13 protein-coding genes are annotated in these 14,401 nt (G+C 65.9%); 8 read left to right on the forward strand and 5 right to left on the reverse strand.

All coding sequences use genetic code 11. The features are described 5' to 3' along the window. Window positions 1–197: 197 nt before the first annotated feature. On the forward strand, window positions 198–1,133 hold the full coding sequence (locus LH128_RS27725) for an AEC family transporter (RefSeq protein ID WP_008833019.1): 936 nt from the start codon (window positions 198–200) through the stop codon (window positions 1,131–1,133). Between the two features lie 16 nt (window positions 1,134–1,149). Here LH128_RS27725 and add read toward each other — a convergent pair whose 3' ends face one another. The 5 genes from add to tpiA form a co-directional block, all read right to left on the reverse strand. Beyond that, the gene (gene add, locus LH128_RS27730; RefSeq protein WP_008833020.1) at window positions 1,150–2,199 is read right to left on the reverse strand and encodes an adenosine deaminase; all 1,050 of its coding nucleotides are present in this window, start codon (window positions 2,197–2,199) and stop codon (window positions 1,150–1,152) included. A gap of 91 nt (window positions 2,200–2,290) precedes the next feature. Next, complete coding sequence (locus LH128_RS27735) at window positions 2,291–3,685, reverse strand: hypothetical protein (RefSeq protein WP_008833021.1); 1,395 nt, start codon at window positions 3,683–3,685, stop codon at window positions 2,291–2,293. A gap of 128 nt (window positions 3,686–3,813) precedes the next feature. After that, window positions 3,814–5,448, reverse strand: a complete 1,635-nt coding sequence (locus tag LH128_RS27740) for a CTP synthase (protein ID WP_008833022.1) — start codon at window positions 5,446–5,448, stop codon at window positions 3,814–3,816. Between the two features lie 142 nt (window positions 5,449–5,590). Continuing rightward, window positions 5,591–5,998 (reverse strand): preprotein translocase subunit SecG, encoded by a 408-nt coding sequence (secG, locus tag LH128_RS27745; RefSeq protein WP_008833023.1) that lies wholly within the window; start codon window positions 5,996–5,998, stop codon window positions 5,591–5,593. Window positions 5,999–6,126: 128 nt separating this feature from the next. Further along, window positions 6,127–6,882, reverse strand: coding sequence for a triose-phosphate isomerase (gene tpiA / locus LH128_RS27750; RefSeq protein ID WP_008833024.1), 756 nt, complete (start codon window positions 6,880–6,882; stop codon window positions 6,127–6,129). Between the two features lie 328 nt (window positions 6,883–7,210). Here tpiA and LH128_RS27755 point away from each other — a divergent pair, with 328 nt between their 5' ends. Genes LH128_RS27755 through trpC form a run of 7 tightly spaced genes read left to right on the forward strand, consistent with a single transcriptional unit; the run spans window position 7,211 to window position 14,386 of the window. Continuing rightward, entirely contained in the window at window positions 7,211–9,160 is a 1,950-nt protein-coding gene (locus LH128_RS27755) for a peptidylprolyl isomerase (RefSeq protein WP_008833025.1), read from the forward strand. A 22-nt stretch (window positions 9,161–9,182) separates the two neighbouring features. Continuing rightward, window positions 9,183–10,694, forward strand: coding sequence for an anthranilate synthase component I (locus LH128_RS27760; protein ID WP_008833026.1), 1,512 nt, complete (start codon window positions 9,183–9,185; stop codon window positions 10,692–10,694). Then, entirely contained in the window at window positions 10,691–11,215 is a 525-nt protein-coding gene (locus LH128_RS27765; protein ID WP_008833027.1) for a YcxB family protein, read from the forward strand. Before LH128_RS27760 ends, LH128_RS27765 begins: the two co-directional genes overlap by 4 nt. A 4-nt stretch (window positions 11,216–11,219) precedes the next feature. Then, window positions 11,220–12,002, forward strand: a complete 783-nt coding sequence (locus LH128_RS27770) for a phosphodiester glycosidase family protein (protein WP_008833028.1) — start codon at window positions 11,220–11,222, stop codon at window positions 12,000–12,002. Further along, the gene (locus LH128_RS27775) at window positions 11,999–12,595 is read left to right on the forward strand and encodes an anthranilate synthase component II (RefSeq protein WP_008833029.1); all 597 of its coding nucleotides are present in this window, start codon (window positions 11,999–12,001) and stop codon (window positions 12,593–12,595) included. Before LH128_RS27770 ends, LH128_RS27775 begins: the two co-directional genes overlap by 4 nt. Next, a complete protein-coding gene (gene trpD, locus LH128_RS27780) occupies window positions 12,592–13,584 on the forward strand; it encodes an anthranilate phosphoribosyltransferase (RefSeq protein WP_008833030.1) in 993 nt (330 codons plus the stop codon). Before LH128_RS27775 ends, trpD begins: the two co-directional genes overlap by 4 nt. 10 nt (window positions 13,585–13,594) lie before the next feature. Next, window positions 13,595–14,386 carry an indole-3-glycerol phosphate synthase TrpC gene (gene trpC / locus LH128_RS27785; RefSeq protein ID WP_008833031.1) on the forward strand — a complete coding sequence of 264 codons (792 nt, stop codon included), beginning with the start codon at window positions 13,595–13,597 and terminating at the stop codon, window positions 14,384–14,386. Window positions 14,387–14,401: the final 15 nt, after the last annotated feature.

The following is a 14,401-nucleotide window of genomic DNA, read 5'->3' on the forward strand; positions in this document are numbered from 1 at the left end:
CGTAACCGCCCGCAACGGCGCTCGCGTTTCCCGTCCCTTTGCGTGAGTGCCGAGTACGGCGCTATGGGCGGTCCGGTTGTCCGGGCCGCCCTTTTGCATGCGATGTTGCGCAGAACGCATGCACGGTGCCGGATTAATCCTCGCATAGCGTGCTTCTCGACAGTAGCGCCTGCAGTCATGTTGCGGACCTTGTGCTCATGACCGCGATCCTCGGGATCGTGCTGCCCGTTTTCTCGCTAATCTTCGCCGGCTGGCTGGCAAGGCGGATCGGCGTCATGGGACCGCAGGCCACCAGTGAACTCAACCGCTTCGTCGTCTACCTCGCCCTGCCCGCGCTGCTGTTCGATATCGTCGCGAAATCCAGCTGGCACCAATTGTGGCAGCCCCATTTCCTGGCCGTGTTCACCCTCAGCACCATGGCGATCTTCGCGTTGACGGTTGCCGCACACGCCCGGCATTCCGGCTTCGAGGCCGATGGCCCCGTGCTGGGGCTCGCCGCGAGCTATCCGAACACCGGCTTCCTCGGCTTTCCCTTGCTCCTCGCCGCACTTGGCGCATGGAGCAATACGCTCACGCTGATCTCCACGATCGTCGTCGCCTGCGTCCTGTTCGCAGGCGCCATCGTGCTGATAGAAATCCGCCTCCATGTCGGCAGCCATCCGCTGCGCGTCGCTGCCAAAGTCGGCAAGTCGCTGGCGACCAACCCACTCATCGTGGCACCCATCGTGGCCTGCTTCTTTCCCACCACCGGCATGGCCGTGCCTCAGCCCGTCGAGGTTTTCTTGAAAATGCTGGGCGGCGCGGCCTCTCCGGCGGCGCTGGTCGGCCTTGGCCTTTTCCTCGGAGAAAAGCGTCAGGCGGCAAAGGGAGCCGGTACGCTGACGGCGATGCTGGTGACGCTCAAGCTGGCGGTCCACCCGTTGCTGGCCTGGGTGCTGGCCGTCACGCTGTTCCCGCTTGACCCGCCCGCGCGCCATGCCGCCGTGCTCCTCGCGATGCTGCCGACCGGAACCGGCCCTTTCATGCTCGCGGAGTTCTATGGCCGTGAAGCCGGCGTCACCGCGCGCGTGATCCTGATTTCCACCGTGCTGTCGATCGTGACGGTTTCGGCCTACCTGACGATGATCGGCTGATCCGGAACCGCTGAACTCAGGCGCTGGAGACGGCGCCCGAGCCGCTGGCGGCAAGCGCATAAGCATCGAGCTTGCCGTGCAGTTCGCGCCGCAGGTCTTCGTCGATCCACGCGGCATCGAAGGCGTTGCGCGTCACGGTCAGCAGGTCTTCCCGTTCGAAACCGGCAAGTTCATGCACCATCAGCATGTTCTCGTTGATGTACTTGCCTTCCATGTAGGCCGGATCATCCGAGTTGAGCGTCAGCCGCAAACCCCGGTCCAGCATCCCCCGCGCGATCGACTGCCGCTCTCCGGGGCGCATCATCTCGTTGGCGTACGGACACACGGTGAAGAACAGTCCGCGCTCCCCGGCCATGGCGATCAGTTCGGGCCGGTCGAGCAGGTTGGCGCCATGGTCGATCCGTTCGACACCGATCTCTTCGATGGCCTGCCGGATATGCTCGTGGGTATTCTTCTGATCGACATCGCAGTGCATCGTCAGCCGGAAGCCCTCTTCACGGCCGCGCCGGAATATCTCGGCGAACTTTTCGGGCGGGTTGTCCTTCTCATCGGAGTCGAGCCCCAGCCCGACGATCAGGTGCTTGTACGGCAGAGCCATCTCGAACACGGCCATCGCGCTTTCCGCACTGCGTTCCCGCACGAAGCACATGATCAGTTGCGACCGGATACCGAAATCACGCTCCGCCTCGATGCGGCCGCGCGTCAGGCCTTCGATCATCACCGAGAACGGGATGCCGCGATCGGTGTGCTGCTGCGGATCGAAGAACATCTCCGCATAGACGACGTTCTGCCCTGCGACCTTTTCCAGATAGGCATAGATCAGATCGCGAAAGTCCTCCTCGCGGTGCAGGACGAAGCTGCCCTCGTAGAAGATCGCCAGAAAGCTGGGCAGGTCATGGTAGACGTAGCTGGCCCGCATCGCATCGACATCGGCGTAAGGCAGGTCCACTTCGTTGCGCTCCGCCAGCCTGAACTTGAGTTCCGCCTCCAGCGTTCCCTCCAGGTGGACGTGCAGTTCCGCCTTGGGAAGACCTGCGATGAACTCGACGATCGAACCGTTCCCCATACTACCCCAAGCCTCCATTTTCGCGCGATCCTGCAGGCTATAACGGCGACGGCGAACGCGGAAGCGGAAATTGCTGCATTGCAAAAAGCGCTCAGGCGGCTACCTCCATCCGCGCGGGTGTGAGCAGCGAAGGCGCCGAAAAACGCCCTCCGACCTCTGCCAGATCGGCGAGCGTGGGTGCCACGCAGCGCAGCGAAACGCGCTGGGCAAGACGCTCCGCGCGGATGCCCGGCCCCCTGATCCAGAACGCCCCGTCCGGATGATGTTTGCCGCTGCGCAGCGCCTCGAGCGGATAGAACAGGTCGGAGAAGCGCAGCACTTCGTTGGTGGCGGATGACGTCACCATCACGTCCTCACCCGGAGCCTGCTCGATCATGCAGCCGGCATCCAGCGTCGCGCCTTGCCGCCGCGCCCACATCGGCTGCCTGCCGTCGGACAGGCGCAGCGCCTCGATCCGTGTCGCCGCCGCTTGGGCCGACGCATCGCTCTCAAAGTGGAGCAGGAACTGTTGCGACATTACCGGGGCATAAGTCCACTCTGCCGCGACCCCGCCGAACGCGAGCAGTCGATCGATATCCCGGTGCCGGAATATCTGCCTGCCGCCGTCTTCTTCGTGGGACAACATGGGCTGCTGCCCCAGCGCGGTGACGAGCACGAGATTGTCGTCTTCCCCGGTCATGGTCAGGGCCTGCCCGACCATCCGGTCCATGTTGCGATAGCCGTCGAGCACGCTCGCCCCATATGTCTCCAGATCCTGCGTCGAGGACTGGATGCCGAACAGCGCAGGCTCGAACTCGCGCCAGTGGAAATGCTGGAAATGTGCGGTGCTGTTCAGGAAAAACGTGGAGAAATGGGGGCGGGCGCTGCGGTGGATCGAGCGGAACAGGTCCCACTGCAGCCGGTCCAGTATCATCGCCCGTCGCCATTTGACGTTACCACTTCGCTCCCCCGCCAATTGGCGAATCGCGGCCAGCACCGACCTTGCGGAAAGCCCATGTGCGAGCATGAAACGGCCGAAACGCGCAAAGTCCGCGCCGGATACATCCGGTCTGGCGCTGTGTTCACGCACATAGCTGCGAACCAGCCCTGTGTAGGCGTTGAAATGGCCGGGCGGCTGGGCGATCGGCTCCGTCGCCCAGGGATCGGGCAGGAAATGCCCCCGGAAGCCCGGCTGCGACGCCGCATTCATACTACCGCAAATCCAGTTGCTGCGCCCGCTGCGGCTCACCAGATCCCAGATGCGCGGCGCATCCAGCGCGGCGCCGTCATTGAGCTGGAAACAGCGATGCTCTGCGTAGGAAAGCCCTGTGTGAACCGTGACCCACTGGATCCACGGCTCGAGATACGGCGCTTCCTCCTCCGCATCGGTCACCGCGACCAGCGCGCTGTCGCGCAGGCGCCGGAAGTTCGGCAGATGCCCCTCGGCTATGAAGCGGTCGAGCAGCCTTGGCGACAACTCGTTGAATTCGAGGACGATCGTGGACATCCGTGGCTCCGCATCGGCATTGCGCCAAGCATGCCCGGATGTGCCGTCTCGCGGCCAGACGAGATGGCTCCGTTACGGAGATAGGAGAAGCCCTTCCCCTCCCGCACCGGGAGGGGAAACAAGCATCGTCAGACCAGACGCGCCTGACGCAGCGCCGCGGCGACGAAGCCGGCGAACAGCGGATGCGGCTCGAACGGGCGCGACTTGAGTTCCGGGTGGAACTGCACGCCGACGAAGAACGGGTGATCCGGGCGCTCGACAATCTCGGGCAGCAGGCCGTCGGGCGACATGCCGGAGAAGATCAGGCCATTGCCTTCCAGCGCCTCACGGTACGAGCCGTTGACTTCGTAGCGGTGGCGGTGGCGCTCGCTGATCTCGGTCGAACCGTAGATCGCCGCGACATGGCTGTTGGGCGAGAGCGCGGCGGTGTAGGCGCCAAGGCGCATGGTGCCGCCAAGGTCGCCGCCCTCGGCGCGGGTCTGGAGGCCGTCCTCGGTCATCCACTCGGTGATGATACCGACCACGGGTTCCTCGGTCGGGCCGAATTCGGTGGAGCTGGCCTTGGCGATGCCCGCCGAGCGCGCGCCCTCGATGCACGCCATCTGCATGCCCAGGCAGATGCCGAAGAACGGCACCTGACGTTCACGCGCGAAGCGGACCGAGGCGATCTTACCCTCGGTGCCGCGCTCGCCGAAGCCGCCGGGGACGAGGATGCCGTGCATCGGTTCGAGCGCGGCGGCAATCTCGGAATCTTCCTTCTCGAAGATTTCGGCGTCGATCCAGCGCACGTTGACCTTCACGCGGTTGGCCATGCCGCCATGGACGAGCGCTTCGTTCAGCGACTTGTAGGCGTCCTGCAGGCCGATGTACTTGCCCACGACGCCGATGGTCACTTCACCCTCAGGGTTCTGGTAGCGGTCGGTGATGTCGTCCCAGCGCTCGAGCACCGGCGCCTTGGCCGATTCCAGCATGCCAAAGTGATGCAGGACTTCGGCGTCGAGGCCCTCGCGGTGATACTGCAGCGGCACGGCGTAGATGTTCGGGGCGTCGAGCGCCTGGATCACCGCCTGCGGGCGCACGTTGCAGAACAGCGCGATCTTGCGGCGCTCGCTTTCGGGCAGCTCGCGGTCGCAGCGGCACAGCAGGATATCCGGCTGGATGCCCAGACCCGTCAGTTCACGCACCGAGTGCTGCGTCGGCTTGGTCTTCAGTTCGCCCGCAGCGGCGATGTAGGGGACCAGCGTGACGTGGACGAAGCAGGTGCCCTCACGGCCGAGTTCGTTGCGCAGCTGGCGCATCGCCTCGACGAAGGGCAGTCCCTCGATATCGCCGACGGTGCCGCCGATCTCGCACAGCACGAAGTCGAGATCCTCGGTCTCCGTCAGGGCGAAGTCCTTGATCGCATCAGTGACGTGCGGGATCACCTGCACGGTCGCGCCGAGGTAGTCGCCGCGGCGCTCCTTGGCGATGATGTCCTGGTAGATGCGGCCCGAGGTAATGTTGTCGGCCTTGCGACCCGAGACGCCGGTGAAGCGCTCGTAGTGGCCGAGGTCGAGGTCCGTCTCGGCGCCGTCGTCGGTCACGAAGACCTCGCCGTGCTGATACGGGCTCATCGTGCCCGGATCGACGTTCAGGTAGGGGTCGAACTTGCGAATGCGGACCTTGTAGCCACGCGCCTGGAGCAGAGCCGCGAGGCTCGCCGCCATGAGACCCTTGCCCAGCGAGGAGACCACGCCGCCGGTGATGAAAATATGCCGCGCCATGGGAATCGGGCCTTAAATTGCATGGGGGCCCTCAGGCAAGCGCCCGGAGCCTCATTCCACAGATCAAACACATGGAAATGCCGTCTGACTGCGCCAGACGGCATTCCGATTACGGTGAGGCGCTCGAAAGCGCCTGCAGGGTTTACTGCTTGGCAGCACCACCAAGCGGATCGGTCGGAACCGAGTCGCCAGCGGGCGCACCCTGCTGGGGTGCAGCCGGAGCTGCCGGGTTGGCCGCGCCGCCGAGAGGGTCAGCAGGCTGGACCGGAGCAGACTGCGCAGGAGCGGTGTTGCGCTGGAGCGAGGTGTCGATGTCGCGACCGCTCGTCTCGTTGACGGCGAGAGCGGCAAGACCGATGCTCAGCACCACGAAGACAGTCGCCAGAACGCCGGTCGCGCGGGTCAGGAAGTTGGCCGCGCCGCGTGCCGACATCAGGCCCGAGGGACTGCCGCCGACGCCGAGGCCGCCGCCTTCGGACTTCTGCACCAGGATCACGCCCACCAGCATGGCGGCAACCAGAGCCTGCACCACGGTCAGGAAAAGGAACATCTTCGTCTCAGCCTTATTGCGGGGACATACCCCGCTTTCTTGACCGGGCAGATAGGCGCTCGCGGGCGAGCGCGCAACCCGGCAACTTTATTGCTGCGCCGCCCCGCAGGACGGCGCATGGATCGGGCTTACTCCGCGAGCGAAGCCGCCGCGCCGACGATCGCCAGGAAGCTCTCGGCGGTCAGGCTCGCACCGCCGACCAGAGCGCCGCCGACATCCGGCACCGCAAGGAGTTCGGCCGCGTTGTCGGCCTTCACCGAACCGCCGTAGAGAATGCGGACATCCGCACCAGCATCGCCGTAGATGGCGACCAGCTTGGCGCGAATCGCCTTGTGCATGGCTGCCACGTCCGCGACCGAAGGCACCCGGCCGGTGCCGATGGCCCATACCGGCTCATAGGCGACCGAGAGCTTTTCCGGCGCGCCGTCTGCGATGGGGCACGAACCTTCGAGCTGCGCGGTGACCACGCCCTCGGCATCGCCCGCATCGCGCTGAGCCTCGGTTTCGCCGACGCACAGGATCACCGCCAGACCGGCCGAAAGCGCGGCCTGCGCCTTGGCGTTGACGTCCGCGTCGCTTTCGCCGTGATATTCACGGCGCTCCGAATGGCCGACGATCGTGAAATCGGCGCCTGCATCCTTGAGCATCGGTGCGGAAACGTCACCCGTGTAAGCGCCGTTTTCCTTCGCATGGCAGTCCTGCCCGCCGACGCCGATCAACTCGACCGCGTCCCGCATGCGGAAGATCAGGGTCGAGGGCGGCGCCAGTCCGACCTGCACCTTGGGGAAACGCTGGGCGGAACGATCGATTGCGCGCGCCTCGTTCAGCATGGCGCGCGTGCCGTTCATTTTCCAATTTCCGACGATGTAAGGCAATCCAGCCATTTCAATCCTTTGATCGATCTCGGCGAACCTTCGGGAACTCCCCCGCGGGTCCCCCTCGCAGATTTCCGGTAATGCCGTTGCCGCGGAACCGGGAATCAGGTCGTCGCTGTCGCCGGGCAGCTAGGGCACCAGAGCATCGCTTGTCAAAATTCATGGATGGTTAAGCGCGGGGATTCTCCACCAGTGTAGTAGTAATGCCACCTCGCGGCTTTTGCCCAAGGCTTGCGCAAGCGGCATTGCAGGATGCGCGAAGGCCCCCTAAAGCCTGCGCCGTTTACATGCGAAGCCTCACGGTTTCGCGCCAATATTCTGCTGATCGGCACGGTTCATGCTCCATTTCTTCCGCTCGTTTCTGAAGTCCAAGGTCGGCGCGATCGTCGGCCTCGTCGTTCTCGGCCTCATCGCCCTCGCGTTCGCCAGTGGCGATATCGCGGGCCTCGGCGGTTCCGGCAGCGCGGCTCCGGGGGTTGCCGTCGCCACCGTCGGCGGCGAAAAGGTGACCACCGATGAACTGTCCCTCGGCGCCAAGCGCGGCCTCGAGCGGGTCAAGCAGCAGAGCCCGACCGCGACGATGAAGCAGCTGATCGCCGAGGGCGGCCTCCAGCAGGTGCTGGACAGCCTGATCGACGGCGTCGCTTTCGCCGTCTACGGCGAGAAGCACGGCGTTGTCCTCAGCGACCGCCTCGTCGACAGCGAACTGACGCAGATCCCCGCGTTCCAGGGCGTCGACGGCAAGTTCGACCAGAACGTGTTCCGCCAAGCCCTCGCCCAGCAGGGCCTCTCCGAACAGGCCCTGCGCGAGGACATTCGCAAGAACATGATCGCGCAGGAACTGGTCGTGCCCGCGCAGATCGGCTCGGTCATGTCCGAATATGCCGCGAAGCGTTACGCCTCGCTGCTCAGCGAGACCCGCAGCGGCACCGTGGTCGCCCTGCCCTCGCTGCTCTTCGCGCCCGACAAGCAGCCGACCCAGGCCGAACTCGCTACCTTCTACAAGGCGCACACCGGCCAGTTCGTTCGCCCCGAGCGTCGCACGATCCGCTATGCGCTCGTCAGCGCCGACAAGATCCCGGCTCCCGCCGCGCCGACCGACGCCGAGATCGCCGCGCGCTTCGAGGCGAACAAGGCCGCCTATGCCGCCAAGGACGATCGCCGCATCACGCAGCTGGTCGTGCCGACCGAGCCGGCCGCCAAGGCCATCGTCGCCGAAGTCGAGAAGGGCAAGTCGCTCGAAGCCGCCGCTTCGGAAAAGGGCCTGTCCGCCGCGAAGCTCGAATCGTTCAGCCGTGAGGATCTCTCGCGCCAGTTCTCGGCCGCCGTCGCGCAGGCCGTCTTCGCCGCGCCGGTCGGCAAGCTGGCCGCACCGCAGAAGAGCGTGCTCGGCTGGCACGTCATCCGCGTCGACGAGGAGATCAAGACCCCGGCCAAGACCCTTGCCGAAGTGAAGGGTGACCTCACCAAGCAGATCGCCGAGGAAAAGACCCGCAAGTCCTACAGCGACGCCTTCTCGAAGATCGACGCGCAGCTTTCGGGCGGCTCCAACCTCGCCGAAGTCGCCAAGTCGCTCGGCGCCGAGGTCAAGCAGACCCCGTCGCTGACCGCTGATGGGCAAGTCTACATGAAGCCCGGCGAGACGATGCCCGCCGAATTGCAGCCGCTCCTCAAGACCGCGTTCGAAATGGGCCAGGAACAGCCGCAGGTCGCCGAGATCGAGAAGGGCAAGTCCTTCGCGATTTACGACGTCACCGACATCCAGGCGTCCGCCCCGGCTCCGCTGGCGCAGATCCAGAACGACGTGAAGCTCGCCTGGGCCATCGACGCCGGTTCCAAGGCCGCCAAGGCCGCCGCGCTCAAGATGCAGGCCGCGATCCGCAAGGGCCAGTCGATCGAGCAGGTCATGGCTGCCTCGGGCAAGAAGCTGCCCGCGCCGCAGCAGGTCTCGATGTCGCGCCCGACCCTGGCCGCCGCGCTGCAGTCGGGCCGTCAGGTGCCGCCGCCGGTCTCGCTGATGTTCCACATGGCCAAGAACACTGTGAAGGTGCAGTCGGCCGAGGGTGAGCGCGGCTGGTTCGTCGTCCAGCTCAAGGACATCGTGCCCGCCACGATCGATTCGCCCGACATGATCCGCCGTGCCCAGACCGAACTCGGCCAGCAGCTCGGCCAGAGCTACGCCTCCGCGCTCGGCGCCGCGATGCGCAAGGACGTCGGCGTGAAGCGTCACGACGATGCCATCGCCGCCGTGCGCGACCAGCTCGCCGGCACCGCCGCCGCCAACTGAGCCGAAGCGAGGGGTGGCAGCAATGGAGCGCGAATTCGACCGCAAGGCGACGCTTGAGCAACTGGCGCAGGGCAAACCCGCGCTGGTCTGGCGCAAGCTCGTCGCCGACACCGAAACGCCGGTTGGCGCCGCCCTCAAGCTGATCGAGGACGGGCGCGGCGACTTCCTGCTCGAATCGGTCGAAGGCGGCGAGACGCGCGGGCGCTACAGCCTGCTCGGCCTCGACCCGGACCTCGTGTTCCGCGCGAGCGGCGAGGCCTGCGAGATCAACCGCGCATGGCAGGCCGACCGCAAGGCGTTCGCACCGCTCGGCGGCGGCACCCTCGCCGAACTGCGCGCGCTGGTCGAGACCTGCCGCTGCGAGGTTCCGGTCGCGCTGCCCAAGGCTCTCGCCTGCCTCGTCGGCTACTTCGGTTACGAGACGATCGGCCTTGTCGAGAAGCTGCCGCGCGCGCCGCAAAGCCCGCTCGAAGTGCCCGACATGCTGTTCGTGCGCCCGTCGCTGATCCTGATCTTCGACCGGCTCTCGGACGAACTGTTCTGCGTTGCGCCGGTGTGGCCGGAAACGGGTGACGCCGCTCCGGCCGTCGACCGCGCCGCCGAGCGCATCGACGAAGCCCTGCGCCGCCTCGCCGCCCCTGCACCCGTCGTGCCTGTCGCCACCGATCTCGCCGAGCCGGTACGCACGCCCGTCGTCGCGCCGGAGGACTACAAGGCGATGGCCCTGCGCGCGAAGGACTACATCGAAGCGGGCGACATCTTCCAGGTCGTGCTGGCCCAGCGCTTCACTTGCGAGTTCCCGCTCCCGCCGCTGGCGCTCTACCGCAGCCTGCGGCGCGTGAACCCCTCGCCGTTCCTCTATTTCCTCGACCTGCCCGGCTTCGCGCTGGTCGGCTCCAGCCCGGAAATCCTGGTGCGCGTGCGTGACGGCGAAGTCACCATCCGCCCGATCGCGGGCACCCGTCCGCGCGGCGCCAGCCCGGCCGAGGACAAGGCCAACGAAGCCGGCCTCCTCGCCGATCCCAAGGAGCGCGCCGAGCACCTGATGCTGCTCGACCTCGGCCGTAACGACGTAGGGCGCGTCGCCGCTGCAGGCACCGTCGAGGTCACCGACAGCTACACCATCGAGCGCTACAGCCACGTCATGCACATCGTCTCGAACGTTGTCGGCCGGCTCGACACCGCGAAGCACGATGCCATCGACGCGGTCTTCGCGGGCTTCCCGGCAGGCACCGTCTCGGGCGCGCCCAAGGTCCGTGCCTGCGAGGTCATCGCCGAACTGGAGCCCGAGACGCGCGGCCCTTACGCGGGCGGCGTCGGCTACTTCGCGCCGGACGGCTCGGTGGACAGCTGCATCGTACTGCGCACCGGGCTCCTCAAGGACGGCGTCCTGCACGTGCAGGCGGGTGCGGGCATCGTGGCGGACAGCGACCCGGCCTACGAACAGCGCGAATGCGAAGCCAAGAGCGGCGCCCTCTTCGCCGCCGCGCGCGAAGCGATCCGCGTGGCCGGGGAACCCGGGTTCGGGCAGTGAGCGCCTTCACGACTGAATACCGCTATCCCGACTATCTGCACGCCAACCGGCTATATCTGCTCCGACAGTGGCTGACATTGCGGTCGGCCCTGTTCTTGCTGGCGCTGTTTGTGACCGTCGCCGCGCTGAACGTCGGCGCTTATGCCGGGTCCCTTCTTTCAAGGATCGGCGCATCGGCATTGCATTCACTGGCCTATTTCGTTGGAGCCGGAGTGCTGCTCGCGATCGGCTTCTTCTATTCGTTGCCCCGCACGGCCCGTACCCATTGGCAGAAAAACGATCTTGCCGGAAATGCCGCCAGCTATCGGATGCAAGGCGACGGCTTCACCGTGGCCAGCCCCTCGGTCGACCTGAGCCTTAACTGGAAGGACTTCCGCTGGTGGACCGAAGACGCACGACTTCTTCTCGCCAAGCCTGAAGCTGGTTGTACCATGATATGGTTGCCCAAGGATCAGGTCGCTAACGACATTCTCGACAGCTTTCGCGAAGGCTTCGGGCGGTGTCAGGTCAAGCGTATCTGATCGCATGCGAACGCCACTAGCCCTCGCAGCTTGCGCGATCCTCGCCGCCTGCTCCTCCGAAGAACCCGCCGCCAAGCCGTCCGCCCCGCCGCCTCCGCCATGCCAGGGCGCGAGCTTCGAGGGCGCCAGCTTCACGCACTGTACCGCCGTGCCGGGTCGTCACACCATTCACACCGTCCTCGGCCCCAAGGGCGGCGCGCCGTATCGCAGCCTCTCGCAACTCGCGGTGGACCGCCCGGCGCGCAGCCACGAAGTTGCCTTCGCGATGAACGGCGGCATGTTCGACGCCGATGGCAAGCCGATCGGCTACTACGTCGAGAACGGCGAGAAGCAGCATGCCCTCAATACCAACGAAGGCTGGGGCAACTTCCACCTCAGCCCCAACGGCGTCTTCTACGGCGACGCGGCAGGCAACTGGCATGTCCGCGCCAGCGACGACTTCGCAAAGTCCGTCACCGACCGTCCCGATTTCGGCACACAGTCCGGCCCGATGCTGGTCATCTCCGGCAAGCTGCATCCCAAGATCGACGAGGACGGCAAATCGCTGAAACTGCGCAACGGCGTCGGCATCGATGACAAGGGCCGCGCCCACTTCGTCATTTCCGACGAGCCGGTATCCTTCGGCAAGCTCGCGCGCTATTTCCGCGACGCGCTGAAATGCGACAATGCGCTGTTCCTTGACGGCAGCGTATCCTCGCTCTGGGACCCCGAACATGGCCGCGTCGACGGCGGCCCTCCGCTCGGCCCCTTGATCGTCGTCGAGAAAAGCGCAAAGGCGAAGTCATGATCCTCGTCATCGACAATTACGACAGCTTCACCTGGAACCTGGTCCATTACGTGATGGAACTGGGCGCCGAAGTGGAAGTCGTGCGCAACGACGCGCTCAGCGCAGGTCAGGCCATTTCCAGCGGTGCGAAGGGCTTCCTGATCTCGCCCGGCCCCTGCACCCCCAACGAGGCGGGCATCAGCCTCGACCTCGTCGGCGCGGCAGCGGACGCGGGGATGCCGCTCCTCGGCGTGTGCCTCGGCCATCAGTCGATCGGCCAGTATTTCGGCGGCAAGGTCGTGCGCGGCGGGCTGATGCACGGCAAGACCTCTCCTGTCACGCATGACGGCACCGGAGTCTTCGCCGGGCTGCCCTCGCCCTTCACCGCGACGCGCTATCACTCGCTGATCGTCGAGGATATCCCTGAGACGCTGGTGGTGAACGCCCGCTCGGACGACGGCCATGTCATGGGCTTCCGCCATGCGAGCCTGCCGATCCACGGCGTCCAGTTCCACCCGGAAAGCATCGCCACCCAGCACGGCCATGCCATGCTCGCGAACTTCCTGCGTACTTGCGGTATCGAGGCCAAACTGCCGGAACGTCTGAGCGCATGACCCTTCCCGACCCCCTCCACCCGATCGCCGAGGACGAGGCGCAGGCCGCCTTCGCCGCAATCCTCGACGGCGAAATGCCCGAATCCGAAATCGCCGAGTTCCTCGTCGCCTTGTCGGATCGCGGCGAGACCGCCAGCGAAATCGCGGGCGCGGCCCGCGCCATGCGTGAGCGGATGATCCCGGTGAAGGCGCCCGCAGGCGCCATCGACGTCTGCGGCACCGGCGGCGACGGCTTCCACACCCTCAACGTCTCGACCGCCGTTTCTCTGGTGGTCGCGGCTGCGGGCGTCCCCGTCGCCAAGCATGGTAACCGCGCTGCCAGTTCCAAAGCGGGCGCCGCCGATACCCTCGAAGCGATGGGGCTGAACCTCGACCGCGCCGTCGAGACTGCGGAATCCACGCTCGCCGAAATCGGCATCGGCTTCCTGTTCGCCGCGCGCCACCACCCGACGATGGGTCGGCTCATGCCGCTGCGCAAGTCGCTAGGCCGCCGCACGATCTTCAACCTGATGGGGCCGCTGGCGAACCCGGCGCAAGTCTCGCGCCAGCTCGTCGGCATCGCGCGCCCGGCTTATGTGCCGATCTACGCCGATGCCCTGCTGCGGCTTGGCACCGAGCACTCGATGGTCATTTCCGGTGACGAGGGCCTCGACGAGTTGAGCCTCGCAGGCGGCAACGAAGTCGCGGACATTCGCGGCCGGGAACTGTCGATGCGCCGCGTCGCTCCGCAGGATGCCGGTTTGCCGACGGCCGCAGTCGATGCCATTCGCGGCGGCGACCCCGCCTACAACGCCCGTGCCCTCAACGACCTGCTGATGGGCGCTCCCGGGGCCTATCGCGACGCCGTCCTGTTCAATGCCGCAGGCGCGCTGCTGGTGGCGGGTGAAGTGGACAGCTGGGCCGAGGGCGTCGAAGAAGCGGCAGAAACGATCGACAAGGGCCTCGCCAAGGCTTTGCTCGACTGCTGGATCGCGGCAACCCGCGCCTGACGAGGATTCCATGTCCGATAAACTTACCGAAATCTGCGATACCAAGCGCGAGGAAGTCGCCGCCCGCAAGCCGCTGGCCACGATCGCCGATCTCGATGCCCGCGCTACCATGCAGACGCCCCCTCGCGGCTTCGAGGCGGCACTGCGCGCCAAAGCCGCGACCGGCTACGCCTTGATTGCAGAAATCAAGAAAGCATCGCCTTCCAAAGGATTGATCAGAAGCGACTTCCAGCCATCACAGCACGCGGTCGCCTATGAGCGGGGCGGCGCCGCGTGCCTGTCCGTGCTCACTGATGCTCCCTACTTCCAGGGCCACGAGGATTTCCTCATCCAGGCCCGCGCCGCCTGCAGCCTTCCGGTGATCCGCAAGGATTTCATAGTCGATCCCTGGCAGGTCGCCGAAGCGCGCGCGATCGGTGCCGATGCCATCCTCATCATCGTCGCCGCACTGGACGACGTACTGATGGCGGAAATCGAAGCCGCTGCGATCGAGCGTGGCCTCGACTGCCTCGTCGAAGTTCACAACGAATCTGAAATGGAGCGTGCAAGTCGTTTGAAATCGCGCCTTATTGGCGTGAACAACCGTGACCTGCGACGTTTCGCCACCGATATCGGCACGACTGAGCGCCTCGCCCCGCTGGCGCCGGAAGGCACGCTGCTGGTGAGCGAAAGCGGCATCAACATCCATGCCGATCTGGTACGCCTGTCCTCGTGCGGCGCCCGGACATTCCTCGTCGGCGAAAGCCTCATGCGCCAGAACGACATCGAGGCAGCCACGCGCGCGCTACTAACCGGAGCCTGAACGCCATGGGTTCGC

Source organism: Sphingomonas sp. LH128, from assembly GCF_000293195.2.
Lineage (GTDB): Bacteria > Pseudomonadota > Alphaproteobacteria > Sphingomonadales > Sphingomonadaceae > Novosphingobium > Novosphingobium resinovorum_A.

Bases quoted from the DNA above. Each gene is read 5' to 3' on its own strand.
- LH128_RS27725 (WP_008833019.1), top strand. From the start codon at position 198: ATGACCGCGATCCTCGGGATCGTGCTGCCCGTTTTCTCGCTAATCTTC.
- add (WP_008833020.1), bottom strand. From the start codon at position 2,199: ATGGGGAACGGTTCGATCGTCGAGTTCATCGCAGGTCTTCCCAAGGCG.
- LH128_RS27735 (WP_008833021.1), bottom strand. From the start codon at position 3,685: ATGTCCACGATCGTCCTCGAATTCAACGAGTTGTCGCCAAGGCTGCTC.
- LH128_RS27740 (WP_008833022.1), bottom strand. From the start codon at position 5,448: ATGGCGCGGCATATTTTCATCACCGGCGGCGTGGTCTCCTCGCTGGGC.
- secG (WP_008833023.1), bottom strand. From the start codon at position 5,998: ATGTTCCTTTTCCTGACCGTGGTGCAGGCTCTGGTTGCCGCCATGCTG.
- tpiA (WP_008833024.1), bottom strand. From the start codon at position 6,882: ATGGCTGGATTGCCTTACATCGTCGGAAATTGGAAAATGAACGGCACG.
- LH128_RS27755 (WP_008833025.1), top strand. From the start codon at position 7,211: ATGCTCCATTTCTTCCGCTCGTTTCTGAAGTCCAAGGTCGGCGCGATC.
- LH128_RS27760 (WP_008833026.1), top strand. From the start codon at position 9,183: ATGGAGCGCGAATTCGACCGCAAGGCGACGCTTGAGCAACTGGCGCAG.
- LH128_RS27770 (WP_008833028.1), top strand. From the start codon at position 11,220: ATGCGAACGCCACTAGCCCTCGCAGCTTGCGCGATCCTCGCCGCCTGC.
- LH128_RS27775 (WP_008833029.1), top strand. From the start codon at position 11,999: ATGATCCTCGTCATCGACAATTACGACAGCTTCACCTGGAACCTGGTC.
- trpD (WP_008833030.1), top strand. From the start codon at position 12,592: ATGACCCTTCCCGACCCCCTCCACCCGATCGCCGAGGACGAGGCGCAG.
- trpC (WP_008833031.1), top strand. From the start codon at position 13,595: ATGTCCGATAAACTTACCGAAATCTGCGATACCAAGCGCGAGGAAGTC.